The organism is Enterobacter sp. MGH 16 (assembly GCF_000493175.1).
Classification (GTDB): domain Bacteria; phylum Pseudomonadota; class Gammaproteobacteria; order Enterobacterales; family Enterobacteriaceae; genus Enterobacter; species Enterobacter roggenkampii.
Genome location: NZ_KI535695.1, coordinates 1,240,118 through 1,258,016 on the forward strand (window position 1 = coordinate 1,240,118; position 17,899 = coordinate 1,258,016).

The 17,899-nt window shown below is 58.1% G+C and carries 16 protein-coding genes; 6 read left to right on the forward strand and 10 right to left on the reverse strand.

The features are described 5' to 3' along the window. Nucleotides 1–12: 12 nt before the first annotated feature. The 4 genes from L362_RS16710 to L362_RS16695 form a co-directional block, all read right to left on the reverse strand. The gene (locus tag L362_RS16710; protein ID WP_023343999.1) at nucleotides 13–3,090 is read right to left on the reverse strand and encodes an efflux RND transporter permease subunit; all 3,078 of its coding nucleotides are present in this window, start codon (nucleotides 3,088–3,090) and stop codon (nucleotides 13–15) included. After that, nucleotides 3,087–4,235: an efflux RND transporter periplasmic adaptor subunit gene (locus tag L362_RS16705; RefSeq protein WP_023344000.1), complete on the reverse strand. Its 1,149-nt coding sequence runs from the start codon at nucleotides 4,233–4,235 to the stop codon at nucleotides 3,087–3,089. The genes L362_RS16710 and L362_RS16705 overlap by 4 nt, the downstream gene beginning before the upstream one ends. 78 nt (nucleotides 4,236–4,313) lie before the next feature. Continuing rightward, entirely contained in the window at nucleotides 4,314–5,510 is a 1,197-nt protein-coding gene (locus L362_RS16700; protein ID WP_023344001.1) for a sensor histidine kinase, read from the reverse strand. After that, nucleotides 5,507–6,202: a response regulator gene (locus tag L362_RS16695; RefSeq protein WP_008500520.1), complete on the reverse strand. Its 696-nt coding sequence runs from the start codon at nucleotides 6,200–6,202 to the stop codon at nucleotides 5,507–5,509. The genes L362_RS16700 and L362_RS16695 overlap by 4 nt, the downstream gene beginning before the upstream one ends. Nucleotides 6,203–6,326: 124 nt before the next feature. On the opposite strand from L362_RS16695, the gene L362_RS16690 reads away from it, so the two are divergent. Then, the gene (locus L362_RS16690) at nucleotides 6,327–7,112 is read left to right on the forward strand and encodes a MipA/OmpV family protein (RefSeq protein WP_023344002.1); all 786 of its coding nucleotides are present in this window, start codon (nucleotides 6,327–6,329) and stop codon (nucleotides 7,110–7,112) included. Nucleotides 7,113–7,149: 37 nt separating this feature from the next. Here L362_RS16690 and yajD read toward each other — a convergent pair whose 3' ends face one another. After that, complete coding sequence (gene yajD / locus L362_RS16685; RefSeq protein WP_003857471.1) at nucleotides 7,150–7,497, reverse strand: HNH nuclease YajD; 348 nt, start codon at nucleotides 7,495–7,497, stop codon at nucleotides 7,150–7,152. A 178-nt stretch (nucleotides 7,498–7,675) separates the two neighbouring features. On the opposite strand from yajD, the gene L362_RS16680 reads away from it, so the two are divergent. Then, nucleotides 7,676–8,701 carry an LLM class flavin-dependent oxidoreductase gene (locus L362_RS16680; RefSeq protein WP_023344003.1) on the forward strand — a complete coding sequence of 342 codons (1,026 nt, stop codon included), beginning with the start codon at nucleotides 7,676–7,678 and terminating at the stop codon, nucleotides 8,699–8,701. Between the two features lie 25 nt (nucleotides 8,702–8,726). Next, nucleotides 8,727–9,674 carry a zinc-dependent alcohol dehydrogenase family protein gene (locus L362_RS16675; protein ID WP_023344004.1) on the forward strand — a complete coding sequence of 316 codons (948 nt, stop codon included), beginning with the start codon at nucleotides 8,727–8,729 and terminating at the stop codon, nucleotides 9,672–9,674. Nucleotides 9,675–9,677: 3 nt separating this feature from the next. Here the strand turns inward: L362_RS16675 and L362_RS16670 are convergent, their stop codons facing one another. Continuing rightward, a complete protein-coding gene (locus L362_RS16670) occupies nucleotides 9,678–10,712 on the reverse strand; it encodes an AI-2E family transporter (protein ID WP_023344005.1) in 1,035 nt (344 codons plus the stop codon). 421 nt (nucleotides 10,713–11,133) lie between these two features. On the opposite strand from L362_RS16670, the gene mdtJ reads away from it, so the two are divergent. The 3 genes from mdtJ (at nucleotide 11,134) to L362_RS16655 (ending at nucleotide 14,059) form a co-directional block, all read left to right on the forward strand. Beyond that, nucleotides 11,134–11,496, forward strand: coding sequence for a multidrug/spermidine efflux SMR transporter subunit MdtJ (gene mdtJ / locus L362_RS16665; protein ID WP_008502463.1), 363 nt, complete (start codon nucleotides 11,134–11,136; stop codon nucleotides 11,494–11,496). Further along, nucleotides 11,483–11,812, forward strand: a complete 330-nt coding sequence (gene mdtI / locus L362_RS16660) for a multidrug/spermidine efflux SMR transporter subunit MdtI (protein ID WP_008502462.1) — start codon at nucleotides 11,483–11,485, stop codon at nucleotides 11,810–11,812. Before mdtJ ends, mdtI begins: the two co-directional genes overlap by 14 nt. Before the next feature lie 84 nt (nucleotides 11,813–11,896). Continuing rightward, nucleotides 11,897–14,059: a bifunctional diguanylate cyclase/phosphodiesterase gene (locus L362_RS16655; RefSeq protein ID WP_023344006.1), complete on the forward strand. Its 2,163-nt coding sequence runs from the start codon at nucleotides 11,897–11,899 to the stop codon at nucleotides 14,057–14,059. A 1-nt stretch (nucleotide 14,060) separates the two neighbouring features. On the opposite strand, the gene L362_RS16650 is transcribed toward L362_RS16655, so the two are convergent. The 4 genes from L362_RS16650 to L362_RS16640 all read right to left on the reverse strand — a co-directional run bounded on the left by L362_RS16650 (nucleotide 14,061) and on the right by L362_RS16640 (nucleotide 17,893). Continuing rightward, nucleotides 14,061–14,882 carry a trypsin-like serine peptidase gene (locus L362_RS16650; RefSeq protein WP_023344007.1) on the reverse strand — a complete coding sequence of 274 codons (822 nt, stop codon included), beginning with the start codon at nucleotides 14,880–14,882 and terminating at the stop codon, nucleotides 14,061–14,063. Between the two features lie 278 nt (nucleotides 14,883–15,160). Continuing rightward, complete coding sequence (asr, locus tag L362_RS0122880; RefSeq protein ID WP_021241183.1) at nucleotides 15,161–15,535, reverse strand: acid resistance repetitive basic protein Asr; 375 nt, start codon at nucleotides 15,533–15,535, stop codon at nucleotides 15,161–15,163. Nucleotides 15,536–15,709: 174 nt separating this feature from the next. Continuing rightward, complete coding sequence (locus tag L362_RS16645; RefSeq protein ID WP_008502459.1) at nucleotides 15,710–16,249, reverse strand: thioredoxin fold domain-containing protein; 540 nt, start codon at nucleotides 16,247–16,249, stop codon at nucleotides 15,710–15,712. Nucleotides 16,250–16,405: 156 nt separating this feature from the next. Next, a complete protein-coding gene (locus tag L362_RS16640) occupies nucleotides 16,406–17,893 on the reverse strand; it encodes a carboxypeptidase M32 (RefSeq protein ID WP_023344008.1) in 1,488 nt (495 codons plus the stop codon). Between the last annotated feature and the right edge of the window lie 6 nt (nucleotides 17,894–17,899).

Sequence of the window (17,899 nt, forward strand, 5' to 3'; positions counted from 1 at the left end):
AAAGATGGGGACTCAGCCCGGCCCGTCGGCTGCGGCTTTGCGCTGAGCCCCCCACTGTAACAGCAGGCTAAACGACGCGGGTAACACGGTCAGCGTCACCAGCGTCGCAGCCAGCAGCCCGCCAATAATGGCATAGGCCATTGGCCCCCAGAAGACCTGGTGAGAGATGGGGATCATCCCCAGAATGGCGGCACAGGCGGTCAGACAGATGGGTCTGGCCCTGTGCTCCGCGGCCGCCATAATCGCGGCATCATTTGCCATCCCCTGAGAAAGATTGCTGTCAACCTCGCTAATCAATATTACCGCGTTACGCACGATCATCCCCGCCAGGGCGATGACGCCCAGCAGCGCGACAAACCCCATCGGCGTGCCGCCAGGCAGCATAGCCAGCACGATCCCCGGTAAACCAAACGGGGCCATCAGGAGCGCCAGCAGCATCCGGGAATATCGCCGCAGCTGAAGCATCAGCAGCATCAGCATGATGACCAGCGTCACCGGAAGAACGGTAAAGACGGAGCTGTTCCCCTTATCCGATTCGGCAACCGCGCCGCCTTCTTCAATGCTGTAACCTGCGGGCAGGCTCGCGCGCAGTTTATCGACCGCCGGACGCAGCGCGGCGGATACCGCTTCAGCCCTCAGCCCCGGGGCGAGGTCGGTTTGCACCGTGATAAAGGGCACGCGCTGGCGGCGCCAGATGACCGGATCGTCCACGCCCCAGACCGGCGTTGCGACGGCGCTGAGCGGAATTTTTTTACCGTCATTCCCCTGAATCGTGAGTGAGGAGAGGGTGGCGGTGCTCTGGCGCGCGCTGTCCTCGGCCCTGAGCACCACGTCGACAAGGCGGTCATTATCTCTGATGGACGTGACAACGCTGCCGGACCAGACGGTATTCAGCGTGCGGGCAAGGCTTTCTGACGATATTCCCGCCGCTCTGGCCGCCGTCTGATTCACCTTAAGGGTGATGACCCTCTCCGGCTCTCCGGCCGTCTGGTTAACGTCGCGTGAGAACGGGGAGCGGCCAATCGCGTCCGTGAGACGGTTCGCAAGCGCCCGGACCTGCAGATAATCCGGCCCGCTCACCCGGTATTTGATGGGCCAGCCGACGGGAGGCCCCAGCTCAAGGGGCGACACGCGGGTGATGATGTCGCTAAATTGCGTCGCCAGGATCGTGTTGAGCTGTGCGTGCAGACGATCCCGCGCCGCAAGATCCTTCGCGACCACAACCATCTGGGCGATATTTTCATTTTCCAGCAGCACGTCCATCGGCAGGTAAAAACGGATGGCACCTGAGCCAACGTACGTCGAAAAGCGATCGATATTGCTGTTGTCGGCCAGCGCTTTTTCCAGCTTTTCCACCTCTCTGAGCGTTTCCGGCTGCGACGCGTTGGCCGGAAGCGTCAGGCTGACCAGCAACTCGGGCCGGTCCGAGGCGGGGAAAAACTCGCCCTGCATAAACGTCGTGCCGTACGCTGACAGCCCCAGCGCGGCAAGCGCAATCAGTACGGTAGCGAGCCGGTGGCGGAGCGCCAGGCGTAAAAGCCGTTCATACCCGCGCGCGATCCGTCCCGGTCCTGCCGCGTGATGTCTGACTTTTTCCGGCAGCAGCCACGTGCCCGTTAGCGGCGAAAACAGGATCGCGACGGCCCAGGAGCAGAGCAGGGCGATGAGCACCACCGCAAACAGGGAGAAGCAGTATTCACCGGCGCTGGAGGCCGCAAAACCAACGGGAATAAAACCGGCAATCATGACCAGAGTACCGGTGAGCATCGGGAAGGCCGTCGTTTTGAATGCATAGGTGGCCGCGTGTCGACGGGAATCCCCAGCTTCCAGTCGGGAGACCATCGTTTCGACGGCGATCATGGCGTCATCCACCAGCAGGCCCAGGGCAATGATCAGCGCCCCGAGCGAGATACGCTGAAGGCCGATGCCGGCGAGCATCATGCCGACAAACGTCATGGCAAGCACCAGCGGAATGGCCGTCGCCACCACCAGTCCGGCCCGCAAACCCAGCGAGACAAATGAAACCGCCAGCACGATAACAACGGCTTCGATAAGTACCCGGATAAACCCGCTTACCGCTTCACTCACCACCGCTGACTGATCGGCGACTTTCACCATCTCAATACCGTGCGGCAGCCCGGCGCTGAGGGCCGCCATTTTTGCGTTCAGCGCAGCACCGAAACGCAGCATGTTGCCTGTCGGCGCCATCGACACCGCCAGCCCGATAGCCGGTTTGCCGTTCACCCGGTAGGCCGGGGCCGGTGGCTCGGCGATTTCCCGGGTGACGGTGGCAATGTCGGTCAGCGGAATATAGCGATTGTTAACGTGCAGCGTGACGGCGCGCAAACTCTCTTCGGTGGTGAGCGCCCCGCTGACCTTTATCGCCATGTTCTCTTGCCCGGTACGCATCGTTCCTGCCGGGACAACGGCGTTTTGCGCCCGGAGGGCGTCGGCAACGTCCTGAATATCCAGCCCCATCCCGGCCAGGCGCGCCGGAGAAAAGGCGAGAACCCACTGCTCCTGCTGTTCGCCCAGCAGGGTGGTTTTGCCCATATCCGGCAGGGACATGAGCTCGCGCCGTATTGTCTCTGCGCGATCCCGCACCTCCCGCAGCGTGAAGCCTTCGGGAATAAAGGCGTAAATTGTGCCGAACGTGTCGTCAAACTCGTCATCCACGGCAGGACCCTGCACCCCTTCGGGCAGGGACGGCGCGATGTCCTGCATTTTTTTGCGAACCTGATACCAGATATCGGGCACGCGTTGCGGGGGCGTATCGTCACGGAGGTTGACGTGGATAACGGTGCGTCCGGCACGGGTTTCACTTTCGAGATAGTCCAGCCAGGGCGTTTCCTGCAGCTTTTTTTCAAGCGTATCGGTCAGCAGGCGGGTGGTATCCGTCACGGAGGCTCCCGGCCACTGTGCGGAGACGACGGCCGTTTTAATGGTGAATGCCGGATCTTCGTTACGCGGCAGGTTTTCATAGCAGAACACGCCCATCGCAATCACCAGCAGCATGAAAAAGCTGACCATCTGCTGGTTCTTCAGCGCCCAGGCGGAGAGGTTAAATTGGGCTTCCGATCCTGTGTTCATGGCTGAACCTCTCCGGCCATCACCGGCTCGCCGGATCGTAATGTGCTCACGCCCGCCGTAATCACCCTGTCGCCGGGCTCAAGGCCGGAGGCAATCATGACGGAGGTGGCCGTATAGCCGACGGGCACCACCACGCGCAGCTGTGCCCGCGACTGCGGGGTAATCACAAAAACCGCCGGTTTGTCGCTGGCTCGGGTCAGCGCCGACGCGGGAAGCGCGTACCCGTGCGGGGCGGCGGAGGGCAACGTCACGGTGACGCTGGCGCCGAGCGCCATGGCCTCCGGCGGGTTTTGCAGGGTGGCTCTGACGCGCCACGTGCGGGTCTGAGGATCGGCCTGCGGGGTGATATCCCGCAGCAGGGCAGACGCCTGCACCGACGGGTCGCCGAGCAGGGAAACCTGCAAAACCGCCTTATCCAGAGGCGGGATCGCATCGGGCGCGGCAATATCAAACACCACGTCGCGGGCTTCCCCGGATGCCAGCGTCAGCACGGACTGGCCGTCGCTGACAACCTGTCCCGCAGAGGCGCTCACGGCCGTGATGACGCCCGCTTGTGGGGCGATCAGGCGCGTCCAGCCGAGACTTTCGCGGGCATTTCGCCATGCGGCCTCGCTGCTTTTTAAGCGCGCGCGGGCGACAAGCCAGTCAGCCCGGGCGCTGTCGAGCTGCGTGCGGGCTATCGCGCCCGTTGGCATAAGCTTTTGCATGCGACTGACGTTAAGCGCGGCGACCTGGGCTGAGGCTTTGGCGCCTTCATAGTCGGCCGCGGCGCTGTCCAGCTGGTTTTGCCCGGTCGTATTATCAAGCGTGGCCAGCAGCTGTCCGGCAGTGACCCGGTCGCCAATATCAACGCCACGCGTCAGTATCCGGCCTCCGGTGCGAAAGCTCAGGGTCGTTTCATCGTGGGCATGGATCTCACCGGTTCTTTCCAGCGCGGGAAGGGATTGGGCGGAGCCAACGACGACGTAGCGTACCTTACGCACTGGATCAGGTTTGTTTTCGTGTTTATCACCGCAGCCGGTCAGCGGAAAAATCGCCAGCGCAAGCAGGGCCAGGGGAAGAAAATGCAGCCAGGAAAAGGTGCGCGCCACGCCGTACAAATGATGCAGGCAGTGACGGAGGGAGAGAAAAAATTCGTCTGACATAACGCCGCTCCATAAAGGGAATGGCGTTATTAAATGCGCGCTACGTCGAGAAAGATTCGATGTTCTGTCAAGGCTTTATCAAGAGGGGAGATTTTCATTATCAGACGGCTGCCAGGGCAACAAAATGCGCACCGCAAGGCCGCCGGTTTCCGGTAATGACGCGCTAATCTCACCCCCATGCGCCTCGCAAATCGCCCGGGCGATGGACAAACCGAGGCCGCTGCCGCCGGAATGCCGCGCGCGGGACTGCTCCTCGCGGCTAAAGCGTTTAAACATTTCCGGTAAGAACTGGGGCGACACGCCCGGTCCGTCATCGGTGAATTCGAGGATGTAATGCCCGCTGGCGTAATGCAGCGCCACCTCAAGGTGGCCGCCTTCGCGTCCGTAACGTAGCGCATTTTCCATGAGGATGGTAACGACCTGTCCCATACGGAACGCATCGCCCCGGAAGGGGCTGGTGTGCGGGTTACGCAGCGTTATCCTGAAATGATGTGCATCCGCCTGGGGCATGATCCAGGCAGCCCGCTCCTGAATCAGCTCATCCAGACAGAACGGCTGGTCCTCCAGCACAAGGTTACCCGCGTCTGCCAAAGAGAGAAGGTGGAGCTCATCGGTGAGGCGGTTGAGGTGCTGGAGCTGTTTCATCACCATGCCCAGCTGCGCCGGGCTGGCATCAAACACGCCGTCTAACATGCCCTGCAGACGCCCGATGGCGGCCGTCAGGGGCGAGCGCAGCTCGTGCGCCATCGCGACGTGCGAGGCGCGGAGCTCTTTCTCATAGCGGGCCAGTTGCCCCGTCATGGAGTTAAAGTCGGTCGCAAAGCTGACCATTTCTGCCGGTGCATCCTTGATCAGCTCTGCCTGACGGCCAAACTGCCCTTCGGCGACATCCTTTGCCGCATCGCGAAGGCGGCTGAACTGCAGCGCCAGCGGGCGGGCGTGTTTGAGCCCCATCACCACAATAAACGGGATCATCACCAGCACCAGCAGGGCCACCGTGACCCAGTCCGCTGAGGCGATGGACGGCGTGGAATAGCTCAGGCCCCACCAGGTATCCACAATCGTGTGGAAGCGGGCCGGGTTGGCCTGCGGGTTCTGGCTGAGCGTAAGAAACTCCTGCCGGACTGCCGGCGGCATCCTGCCCATGATCCAGTAGTTCTGTACCGCATAGCGCAGCCACATGCAGGTGGCAATGACGATCACGCTGCCGATAGCCAGCGCCAGGATGCGCGCGCAAATCCAGCGCCACAGAGAGGCGTGCCGATTTTTTATCATGGCTGTCTGAACCTGTAACCCACGCCGCGCACGTTGATCAGCACGCCGGAAATACCCACCGCTTCGAGTTTTTTACGCAGGTTATAAATATGGGTGTCCACCACGCGCTCCAGCGCCTCGCTTTCCGGCAAACAGTGTTCCAGTAAATACTGGCGGGAGAACGGGTGCGCAGGCGAGCGCAGCAGCGTTGCCAGAAGCGAGAATTCCGTTGGCGTAAGATCGAGCATCACAGGTGCGTCGTCGCCGTTGTCCACGCACGCCACAATGGCGGCGACATCCACCGCCAGCGTTTGCCAGCGAAGGATCTTTTCCTCTGTCTCTTTTTTACTGCTGCGCCGCAGCACCGCCTGCACCCGCGCTACCACTTCGCCCGGATGATAAGGCTTCACAACGTAATCATCGGCACCGTAACGCAGGGCGCCAATGCGATCGGGAGTATCCCCCATGGCCGTGACCATGATCACCGGCACATCGCTTTTACGACGCAGGCCCGCCAGCACCTCGGTGCCGTTAAGTCCCGGCAGCATTACATCCAGCAGGATGAGGTCGGGCTTCCACCGCTGCGCCATATCCAGCCCGGAAAGACCGTCTCCGGTAATGGTCACGTCGTAATTTTCACGCCGTAAATAGGCTTCGAGCACGCCAGCCGCGTCGGCGTCATCTTCAATAATCAGCACTCTTCTGGATAACATCCGTTCACCTTGACCATTTCTTAACACTATCCCGACGATTCATTGATTCAGCCAAATCATACTGCGCCAACATTGTGTGGCTGTTCCTGTCTCAGGAGACGCCAGCGTCTGTAAGGAGAGCAGTATGATAGCGATAAAAAAAGTCCTGTATATGTCCGTCCCGCTTCTGATGGTCGTGGCATCCGCCGCGCAGGCGGATGATGACACCGCGTCCGATTCCTTAACCGTCGGGCTGGGAGGGCAATATGCCCCGCGTTACTCAGGCTCAGACAAGCAGGTGTGGCAGGTGGTTCCTGTGCTGCAGGGACGCAAAGGTGCTTTCTTTGTTGATGCACAAAAAGGGGTGGGATATGACCTGCAAAACGACAGCGGCTGGTATTTCGAACACACGCTGGGCTACGACCCCGGAAGGGCTGATAAAAATTCTGGCTGGCGCGAGGGGGCAAACAACCTGAAAGGGATGGGGGATATTGATGCCACCCTGAATACCGGCCTTGCCGTGGGCTGGCAGGCTGCGCCATGGCTGAGCATGGAAGGCAAAGCGACGCTGCCGTTAACCGACAGTCAGGGGGCAAGCTATCAGGCCTCCGTTACGCTGATCCCGGTACAAAATAACCAGGACACGATAGCCTTTCAGTCTGCGGCCCTGTTTGGCGACAGCCGTTACCTGAATACCTGGTATGGGGTCAGTGAGCAGCAGAGCCGCCGCACCGGCTATCGCCGCTATGCTGCGCCGGGTGGATTTTACGGCGTCGACACCAGCCTGACCTGGAGCCATCAGTTCGATGCTCACTGGGGAACTGTCCTCAGCGCGGACTATACCTGGCTTGGCGACCATGCCAATGATAGCCCGATCGTGATGCGGCGTAATGAGGGGTCTGCAACCGCCGCTATCACCTGGACATTCTAAATTCGCGGATCATGATGTGAGCGAGGAGGCGAGAGGTTTATTTCTTTTTATCCATCATCGCCTTTAAATCGGCAAACGGGTTAAACGTGGCGACGCCCACGTCTTTTTGCGCGTCTTCCCCGGCCACCACGGTGGTGCCGTACTGATCCGCTTCGGTGTATTTCGAATGCTCATGATCGTGGCAAAACAGGCACAACAGCTCCCAGTTGCTGCCATCTTCCGGGTTGTTGGTATGGTCGTGATCGATATGGTGAACCGTGAGTTCACGCAGATTGGAATAGACAAACTCGCGCGAGCAGCGTCCACACACCCATGGATAAATTTTTAATGCTTTTTCGCGATAGCCGCTTTCCAGCCGCGCGTAGTTTTTGGGGATCAAAGCCATTGCCGGTTTTACCTGCCATGAAAAGAGTGGGGAAGAGTATATCCCATAACGTTGCGTCGTGACGAACCCGTCAGTTATGTCAATTTATTTGAACCATTCCGTTAAATAAACGGCATTTATTCTTACCGGGTAATGCGTAAAGTGGACAGAACGCAACGCATTATCAGGACACAGGGTTATGAAAAAGATCGGATTTTTATCCTTTGGTCACTGGACGCCTTCACCGCAGTCCGGCACGCGCTCGGCGGCCGATACGCTGCTGCAGTCCATCGATTTAGCCGTGGCGGCTGAAGAGCTGGGGGCAGACGGCGCCTATTTCCGCGTGCACCACTTCGCCCGACAGCTTAGCTCGCCGTTCCCTCTGCTGGCCGCTATAGGGGCAAAAACAAAAACCATCGAAATTGGCACCGGCGTAATCGACATGCGCTATGAAAATCCGATGTACATGGCCGAAGATGCGGGCGCGGCGGATCTGATTTCCGGCGGTCGCCTGCAGCTGGGCATCAGCCGGGGCTCACCGGAGCAGGTTATTGATGGCTGGCGGCATTTCGGCTATGTCCCGCAGGAAGGGGAAAACGAGTCGGATATGGCGCGTCGTCATACCGAGGTGCTGCTTGAGGTGCTGCGTGGGGAAGGGTTTGCCAAACCGAACCCACAGCCAATGTTCCCCAATCCACCGGGGTTGCTGCGTCTGGAGCCTTATTCAGAAGGGCTGCGCGAGCGTATCTGGTGGGGCGCGGGTTCTAATGCGACGGCGGTATGGGCGGCAAAACTGGGCATGAACCTGCAAAGCTCAACGCTGAAGGACGATGAAACCGGCGAGCCGTTCCACATTCAGCAGGCAAAACAGATCCGCGCGTACCGTCAGGCCTGGAAAGACGCAGGGCACACGCGCGAGCCGCGCGTGTCGGTTAGCCGCAGTATTTTTGCGCTGATGGACGACCGTGACCGGATGTATTTCGGCACCAGCCGCAACGACAGCGATAGCGTGGGTTATCTTGATGAGAAAACGCGCGCCATCTTCGGGCGCAGCTATGCCGCGGAGCCGGACAAGCTGGTTGAACAGCTGAAAAAAGACGAGGCGATTGCCGAGGCGGATACGCTCTTACTGACCGTACCGAACCAGCTGGGGGTGGATTATAATGCGCACGTGATTGAGTCTATTCTCAAACATGTCGCACCGGCAATGGGCTGGCGCGAGTAGTTCCGCTATCAGCCTTGAGATCGTAATGGAAAACCTGGCCCTCTGGTATCGCCGGTTTGGCGAGCCAGACTCTGTTCTGCAACCTGAAAACGCGCCGCTGGGCGCGCTTGCGCCCGGACAGCTCCGCGTGCGGATGCTGTTTTCTCCGGTCAACGCGTCCGATCTTATCCCCATCACCGGTGCCTATCGCCACAGAACCCCGTTACCCGCTGTCGCGGGGTATGAAGGTGTTGGGGTTGTCACCGGGGCGCCCGCCTCGTTTAAGCATCTGGTGGGTAAGCGCGTCCTGCCGCTGCGCGGTCAGGGCACCTGGCAGCGCTATGTGGACTGTCCGGCAGAGTATGCGATACCCGTTCCGGACGCTGTCGACTCGCGCCTGGCCGCGCGGGCCTACATCAACCCGCTGGCGGCGCAGATGATGCTGACCCGCTACCCGCCGCGCGGAAAGCGGGTCTTGCTCACGGCTGCGGGATCCGATTGCGCCATCCTGCTGGGGCAGTGGGCGCGTCAGGCGGGGGCGGAAGCGGTGTACGGCATTCACCGTTCTGCCGTGCATGCTGAACGGCTGGAGGCGATGGGCATCACGCCTGTCGCACAGCATGACGCAAACAGAATCGGCACCGTCGCCGCCCGTAGCGATATCGTCTACGATGCCACCGGCGGGCCGCTTGCGGAAACGATCCTCAGCGTGATGCCCGAGCAGGGCATGTTTGTTTGCTACGGGCTGCTGTCCGGGCAAGCCTTCACACAGCGGCGGCCTGCGCCGCGCGTGGCGTGGTTCCATATCCGAAACGGTCTGGATGCGCTCAGCGTTGAGGCGTGGCGCGCAGAGTTCGAGCGCATCTTGCTGAGGTTGCCCGGCAGTGAGTACAGCGACGTTACGGTGTACCCGCTGGCGGAGTGGCGAAGGGCGCTCAGCGCTTATCGTGAAGGAGGAAGGACCCGCAAGCCCCTCCTGTCGATGGCGGAATGACGGCTATTTATGACCCATATCGCTCAGCAGCACGGCGATACTTTGCCCGCCCGCCGTCTGCTCCAGACCAATCTTGACGATAATGGTGAGCGGAACGGAGAGCAGCATCCCGACGGGCCCGAGCAGCCAGCCCCAGAATATCAGGGACAAAAAGACCACCAGCGTGGACAGCCCCAGGCCCCGCCCCATCATGCGCGGTTCCAGTATGTTACCGAACACCAGATTGATGACCAGGTATCCGGCCAGCAGGATCAGCGCGTCATAAAGCCCGCTGAAAACCAGCACCTGAAGGATAGGGGGGATCGCCGCCAGCACGGAGCCAATGTTGGGAATGTAGTTAAGCGCAAACGCCAGTAACCCCCAGACGAACGCGAAGCGGACGTCCAGCGTCAGAAGCATCACCCAGACGACAAGGCCCGTCACCAGGCTAATGGCGGTTTTCAGCACCAGATAGCGGGAAACGCTGTCCAGCGCGCGTTGAATCGCCCCCATTCCTTCAACCGGACGGACCATGATCTGCTGCAGCTTTGCCGGCAGCTGGGGCACCTCCAGGAGCATGAACACCACCGTTAAGAACAGCAGGAAAATGGAGGTCATGGCGTTGGAAAGCTGCGTCAGCAGGCTGGTGACGATCGTCATCGCCGCATTGGGGTCGATATATTTCAGGAGTTCCTCAACCGAGACTTCGATCCCCGCGCGCTGCAGCCAGGGCTCCAGCTGCAGCAGGGGGATCGCCAGCGAAGAGCGATATTTCGGCAGCGTTCGCGCCAGTTCATTGAGCGAGGTGCCCAGATAAGCGACCAGCAGCACCATCGCCACAATAATGATGCTGATAAGCAGCGTGATGGCCAGCACGCGTGGGATGCGAAGCCGCGTCATGCGCTGCACCAGCGGGTTGAGGATCACCGCAATAAACAGGGCCAGAATAAAGGGCACAATAATGTCGGCGGCAAAGCGCACGCCTGTCAATATGATCACCAGCATGCCCAGCATGATGACAATTTTTAACCCGTTCAGGGTAATGATGGGTTTAGCCATGGTGACTCCGCAATTTTCGTTATTTTTATAATAAAGGCGAAAGGCGTTGCAATAAACTAACCAAAATCAAACGGGGTGGGTAAAGAATTGCAAAGACTTTGAGTAAAATCCTGGCTTATGGTACAAATTCGGTGTGTTTAACTACCGAGGACAATTTTCATCCGCAAAGACGAGAAGCAACAACGCGGATAATTGTAATTTTATGGACAATATGTTCAGGACGTACTCTTCAAACAATACTGCTGTATACTCCACCTCTTTCTGCCTGCTTTCTGGTGAGCAACACTGGCGCACCGCACTCTAGTCATTTCTTCTGCCTGAGCTGGCGCTAAGCGCTTAGCTGACTGATTTCAATTCGTATTTTTGGGTTTGCTGCACGCAGCGGGCCACGATGGATTATATTCTCAAGCAGGAGAAAAACATGTTTTACTGGATTTTATTAGCACTGGCTATTATTGCTGAAATTACCGGCACGCTGTCGATGAAGTGGGCAAGCGTCAGCGATGGCAATACTGGTTTTATTTTGATGCTGGTGATGATTTCGCTTTCTTATATTTTCCTCTCATTTGCGGTGAAAAAAATTGCGCTGGGCGTCGCGTATGCCCTGTGGGAAGGGATCGGTATTTTGTTGATTACGCTGTTCAGCGTGCTGATATTTGACGAAACATTAACAACAATGAAGGTCGCCGGATTAACGACGCTGGTCGCGGGTATTGTGCTGATTAAATCAGGTACCCGTAAGCCGTCTAAAGTGCAGAAGGAGCAGAACCATGCAACAGTTTGAGTGGGTTCATGCGGCCTGGCTGGGGTTCGCCATCGTGCTGGAAATTCTGGCGAACGTTCTGCTGAAATTCTCCGATGGTTTTCGCCGTAAGCTCTACGGCCTGATGTCGATTGCCGCGGTTCTGGGCGCGTTCAGCGCGCTGTCCCAGGCGGTAAAAGGGATTGACCTTTCGGTGGCCTATGCGCTGTGGGGCGGTTTTGGTATCGCCGCCACGCTGGCCGCAGGCTGGGTGCTCTTCGGCCAGCGTTTAAATAACAAGGGCTGGATGGGACTCATCTTGCTGCTTGCCGGTATGATTATGATAAAACTCGCCTGACGCTCATAAAGCCATCCTTTACAGGCAGCGAAATTCGCTGCCTGTATTACGCTTAGAAAAGCAAAACCCTGAAGAGGATGGCGGATGTATCGCACATTAAGCTGGCGCAATATTCCCACCGCGAGAACGTTGTTTGCCATGGTCTTTATGGCGGGCATCGGCTTAATCATCTCCGTCGTCGCACTCCTCTATCTTTCCCTGCATCTTATCAGCACCAAAACCAATGAAATTGATGAACACCGCGCGGCGCTTTCCGTGCAGGGGGCCATTCAGACATCGGTCAACCGCGTCTCCTCGCTGGTGCTGGATAACGCCGTCTGGGACGATGCGGTGCGGGAGGCCTACCGTCCCACGCTCGATACCAACTGGTTGTATAACACCTGGGGCGCCGGCTTTAAAATCAACAACCTCTATGATGGCACCTTCGTGCTTGATGAGCATTTCAACGTCATCTGGGGATCGTTTCAAAGTCAGCCATTTCAGGAGACGAATCTCGATTTTTTCGGTAAGGGGCTGAAAGCCCTGATTGCTCAGCACGCGCGCGCCTTATCAGGCGATAAAAATATCTATGCCGGGATCAGCAAAACGCGAAGCGGCGTCGCCTTTGTGGGCATTGGGCTGATTCGCCCGATGGTCGGAAGATTACAGGTTACCGACGGAACGCGCCGCTATCTGGTAGTCACCCGTCATCTGAACGCCAGAATTTTATCCGACCTGGGGTCGACCTTTCAGATCGATAACCTGCACTTTACGCCGGATAAAATTAACGAGCTGAGTATGCCGCTGCGCAGTTCGGCAGGGGAGCTGCTGGGCTATCTTAACTGGCAGGCACGGCTTCCGGGAGCGCAGGCCGCCCGGGCGGCATCCTCTGATATCACCCAGATTGTCGTGCTGGCATCGGCCCTGATCCTGCTCTTTATTCTGGTGAGCAGCGTGGGGCTGTACAAGCTTGCGCGCGGAGAAAGCCAGGCGCGTCTGGTGGCCAGAACGGACTGGCTAAGCCATCTGCCGAACCGGCGAGCGCTCATCGAGGCGCTGGATCGGGTGAGCTTACGCGGAGATATCGACGTCAAAAGCGTGGTGTTTATCGATCTGGATGGCTTTAAAGACGTGAATGACATCTACGGCCACAGCGTGGGTGACGATCTCATCGTGGCGATTGCGAAAACGCTGAGTGAACGCGTGCCGCCGGGGGGAATGCTGGCGCGTATGGGCGGGGATGAGTTTGCCATGACAATCGGCGGTGATAAGGCAGAGACACAGGCCACCGCTTTTGCCGTGTCGGTGCTGGATTCTCTCTCCGCCCCGATTCAGCTGGGGGAACGCACCATCCATATCGGGGCCAGTATCGGGATCGCCAGCGGAACCCTGATTGAATGCACCAGCTCCGAGCTGTTTCGTCGCGCCGATATTGCCATGTACCATGCCAAAATGAGCGGGAAAGGGCGTATCACCCACTACGACGCCGAGCTGAACAGCGCCCGTGAGCGCAAGCTGGCGATTGAAAATCAGATCCGTAATGGTCTGGAGCGCGATGAGTTTGAGGTCTGGTACCAGCCGATTATTGACGCCCGCAGCCAGAAAATGAGCAGCGTCGAAGCGTTAGTCCGCTGGCCGCGTCGCCCGGAAGGGCCGCTGGGCCCGGATACCTTCATCGCCATCGCGGAGACCAGCGGCCTGATTTACAAACTGGGCCAGTTTGTGTTGCAGCGCGCCTGTCAGGACCTCCAGCCATACGGTGACTTAACGCTTTCCGTTAATATTTCTCCCGCACAATTCCGCGATCCCGCCTTCGAAGACAAAGTGGCCAGCGTGCTGGAAACCACCCATTTTCCTGCCAACCGACTGCAGCTGGAGGTCACGGAGTCCTATGTGCTGGAAAACCCGGAGCGTGCCCGCATGGCGATAGCCAATCTTAAAGCGCTGGGCACCGCGGTGGCGCTGGACGACTTTGGCACCGGCTATTCCAGCATTGGCTATTTGCGGCGTTTTAACTTCGACACCATCAAGATTGATAAATCGCTGGCCGGGCTGGTGGACCACGATGAACAGGCGGCCGCGCTGGTGAGCGGCACGGTGCGGATCGCCAACGCGCTGGGGATGGCGGTGGTCGCCGAAGGGGTCGAGACCGAAAGACAAATGAAACTGTTGCGGCTGGCTGGCTGCGATCAACTGCAGGGTTTCTGGTTCAGCCAGCCGATGCCGATTGAGTCAATCAGGGCATTACATCAGGTCAGACGATGCTGATTTACTGCTGCGCCAGCGCTTCCAGCTTGTCGCGAAAACCGGTCACGGACAAGGCCCGGTTATCGGCCCGCCAGCGATCTTTCGCCGCCGGTGCAGAGCTCTGCACGCCAATCAACTGCCAGCCGTTATCTGTTTTCAGCATCAGCGGTGAACCACTGTCGCCCGGCAACGTATCACACTGGTGCGAGAGTACGCTGGTTTGCGCCCAGCCCGTCACAATACAGTCGGTGTGGGTGTAAAGGGTATCCAGATGGTCGACAGGATAGCCAGACTGCGTCACCTTCCGGTCGGCGGCTTTCAGCGCGGCGGTGAGTGCGTCTTTATCGCCGTCAAATAACGGCAGCGGCGAAATGCCGGAAGGGGGGTAGCGTAAAACGATCAGGCCAAAGTCCCATGAGGCGGCCGCCGGTGGCACGATCCAGCCGTCACCATCCGGTTTCAGCCGTTTGCCGAGAGACGGATCGACCCGGCCTTCAATGCCGTGGATTTCATAGCGCCAGGTGCCTTTTTGCGACACAAACCGCAAGGCCACCGCTTTATCCGGCTTGCCGTTTGGCGGCGTTAACAGACAGTGGCCTGCCGTCAGGGCAAGCTGTGGGGTAATCAGCGTCGCAGTACATAAGTTACCGCTGGCGGTTTCCAGTTGACCTATAGCATCCCAGGGCGCCTGGGTGGGATCGGCGACGCGCGTACGGTCGTCATGATTGAAAAAAAGCGTCTTTAGCTCTTTCGCGCTAATGGTGTCATCACCGCCATCATCCGCATGTGAGAATCCAGAAAAAAGACCAAACGTTCCCAGTAACAACACAACAGATTTACGCATATCTCACTCTGGTGGGGGTAATTATGATTATTAAAAGTGAACCCTATGAAAATACTATAGACGGGACAGCGCTAAAGTGGGAGTAAAATCAGCGTGCTACATTCAGGAAAGATAAAAATGGCTGGCGATGAGCGCGCATAAAATAAGCAGGATCAGAATCAGCTCAAACCGATAGCGCCGCAGCATACGCCCTCCGGATAAAAAAACGGCGCGGAACCTGTTCCGGTTCAGCGCCGGTTTACCAACGTGCCCGGAAGGGCACGGTTTAGCTTGTACTCTTACGCAGCTGGCTGTGCAGCTGGTTTAGCAGCTTCGTGTTTTACTGCTTTTTTGTGATGCTTTTTAGCAGCCTGGGCTTTCTGTTCTACAGCCGGTTTGGTCGCTTTTTTATGGTGCTTTTTAGCAGCCTGGGCTTTCTGCTCTGCAGCTGGTTTGGTCGCTTTTTTGTGGTGCTTTTTAGCGGCCTGGGCTTTTTGCTCTGCAGCCGGTTTAGCGGCTTTATGATGTTTCTTGTGATGGACAGTTTTTGCTGGTGCCGCGGTGGTCGTTGCAGCAGGTGCCGCAGCAGCCGGTGCAGCAGTGGTTTCAGCAGCGAACGCAGCAGAAGACAGACCCATAGCAGCGGCAACAACCAGAGCTAATACTTTTTTCATGTTCATACCCTCGAATTTGGTTTTTCATTTAACCCCACTGCGGGGCCGTTGAAATAACTATATCCCTGTAAATTCGGGGTTTCCGTGAGTGATTGGTATCGGCGTGTAACGGAATGTACAGAGGGGAGAAAAGTGTACGAACAGACCAAACGCCGCTGCTCGTACAGGTCTCTGTTATCTTTTCAGTGTGGCCAGAATAGCCGCCGGAGACTGACTGCCTATAATCGACCGTGATTCAGGCTCAATAACCACCATTACCGGGGTGACGCTAATGCCCAAACGTTCTGCCAGTGCAGATTGCCGCGCGATCAGATCGGAGCACGCTGTCGTGGTGTCGTTATTCGGTAAAAATCCCGCCATCGCTTGTTGCAGGCTTTTGACCTTATCGGCTGAACACCAGACGCGCCCCATATCTTCAATTACCGAGTCGCGAATGGCGCTGGGCGCAACGGTCAGAAACGACATCGTCAAACCGGCATCCGTATATTGCTTAACGTTTTTCACTACATTGCTGCAGTAAATGCACTGATTATCAATAAACACCAGCAGCTTATATTTTTCAGCGGGAGCCTGAAACGTGATGGGCTGGAGGTCTGCAAGAGAGCGGGTAATATCGTTGAACGCGTCTTGCGGGGTATTATCCGTGGCTGCGAAAGTACTTAAACTGGTCGCACACAGAATCGCTAACACCGTTTTCATTATGCCTTTCATCATTGATCCCTTTATTTTTTTAATCCTGGCCTGATAGCAGTCTAATTGTGTCGGAAGGACACGCATTCATACACCCGGCGCAATCATGGCAATATGTGCTAAATCATATTCTTATTGAAAAGGGTGAGAAGAGTGCCGGAGCAGGCTCCGGCAGAGGGATTAAAGATAACGGGAGGTCAGATGCTCGCGGAAATAACGGATATTCAGATCTTCGCCCGTCGCCTGGGTGATTAACTGCGACGTGCTGAAGCGACTGCCGTGCTGCCAGATGTTCTGACGCAGCCACTCAAAGAGTGCGGAAAAATCGCCCTCAGCGATGGAGGCCTGCAGACCCGGAAGCGCCGTTTTCGCGGCGTGGAACAGCTGTGCGGCATACATGGCCCCCAGCGTATAGGATGGGAAGTAGCCAAAACCGCCGTCGGTCCAGTGGATATCCTGCATGCAGCCGTTGCGGTAGTTGTCTTTGGTGGATAACCCGAGCCAGGCCTGCATTTTCTCGTCCCACAGGGCAGGGATATCGTCCACTTCGATCTCGCCGTTGATCAGCGCGCGCTCAATCTCATAGCGCAGCACCACGTGTGCCGGGTAGCTCACTTCGTCCGCATCGACGCGGATATAGCCCGGCTTCACGCGCTGGTTCCAGGCGATAAAATTCTCTTCGCTGAACGCCGCCTGGCTGCCAAAGCGGGCGTGCACCGCAGGGAGAAGATGCTTGAGGAAGGCTTCACTGCGTCCCAGCTGCATCTCAAAGAACAGGCTCTGGGATTCGTGGATCGCGGTTGAGCGGGCCAGCGCAATCGGCTGTCCTGCCCACGCGCGCGGCAGGTTTTGTTCGTAGCGCGCGTGTCCGGTTTCGTGGATCACGCCAAACAGCGCGCTGAGCAGTTCATCCTCGTCGTAGCGCGTGGTGATGCGCACGTCTTCCGGTACGCCGCCGCAGAACGGGTGCGCACTCACGTCGAGGCGACCGCCGTTAAAATCGAAGCCGAGCATTTTCATGGCTTCCAGGCCCAGTTCGCGCTGTGTTGCGGTCGGGAACGGGCCCTGAGGAGGAACAAACGAACGTTGCGCCTGCTTTTCCACGACGTTTGCCAGCAGGTCCGGCAGCCAGGATTTCATATCGCCGAACAGAACGTCCAGACGGGCGCTGGTCATGTCGGGCTCAAAAATATCCAGCAGCGCGTCGTACGGTGTGCAGCCTTTGGCTTCCGCCCGCAGGCGCGCCTCTTCACGGCTGAGTTTGACCACCTCTTTCAGGTTGGCGGAAAAGCCCTGCCAGTCGTTGGCGGGACGCTGCGTGCGCCAGGCGTGCTCGCACCTGCTGCCCGCCAGGGATTTGGCTTCCACCAGCGATTCCGGCAGCAGGGTTGCCTGCTGGTAGTGGCGCGTCATTTCGCGCAGGTTGGCCTGTTCGACGTCATTCAGATCTTCTCCTGCTGCCGCCGCTAACAGGTCGCCGACTTTTTTATCGGTCAGGATCTGGTGCTGCAGGACGCTCATCTCCGCCAGCGCCTCGCCGCGCGCGGCGCTGCCGCCGGGCGGCATCATGGTAAACATGTCCCAGCTGGCGATGGAGGTAAGGTGCGAGAAGCGGGAGAGACGCTGGAAGGTTTTCACAAGTGACTGATAGGCTGATGTTTTTTGCAATTCTTA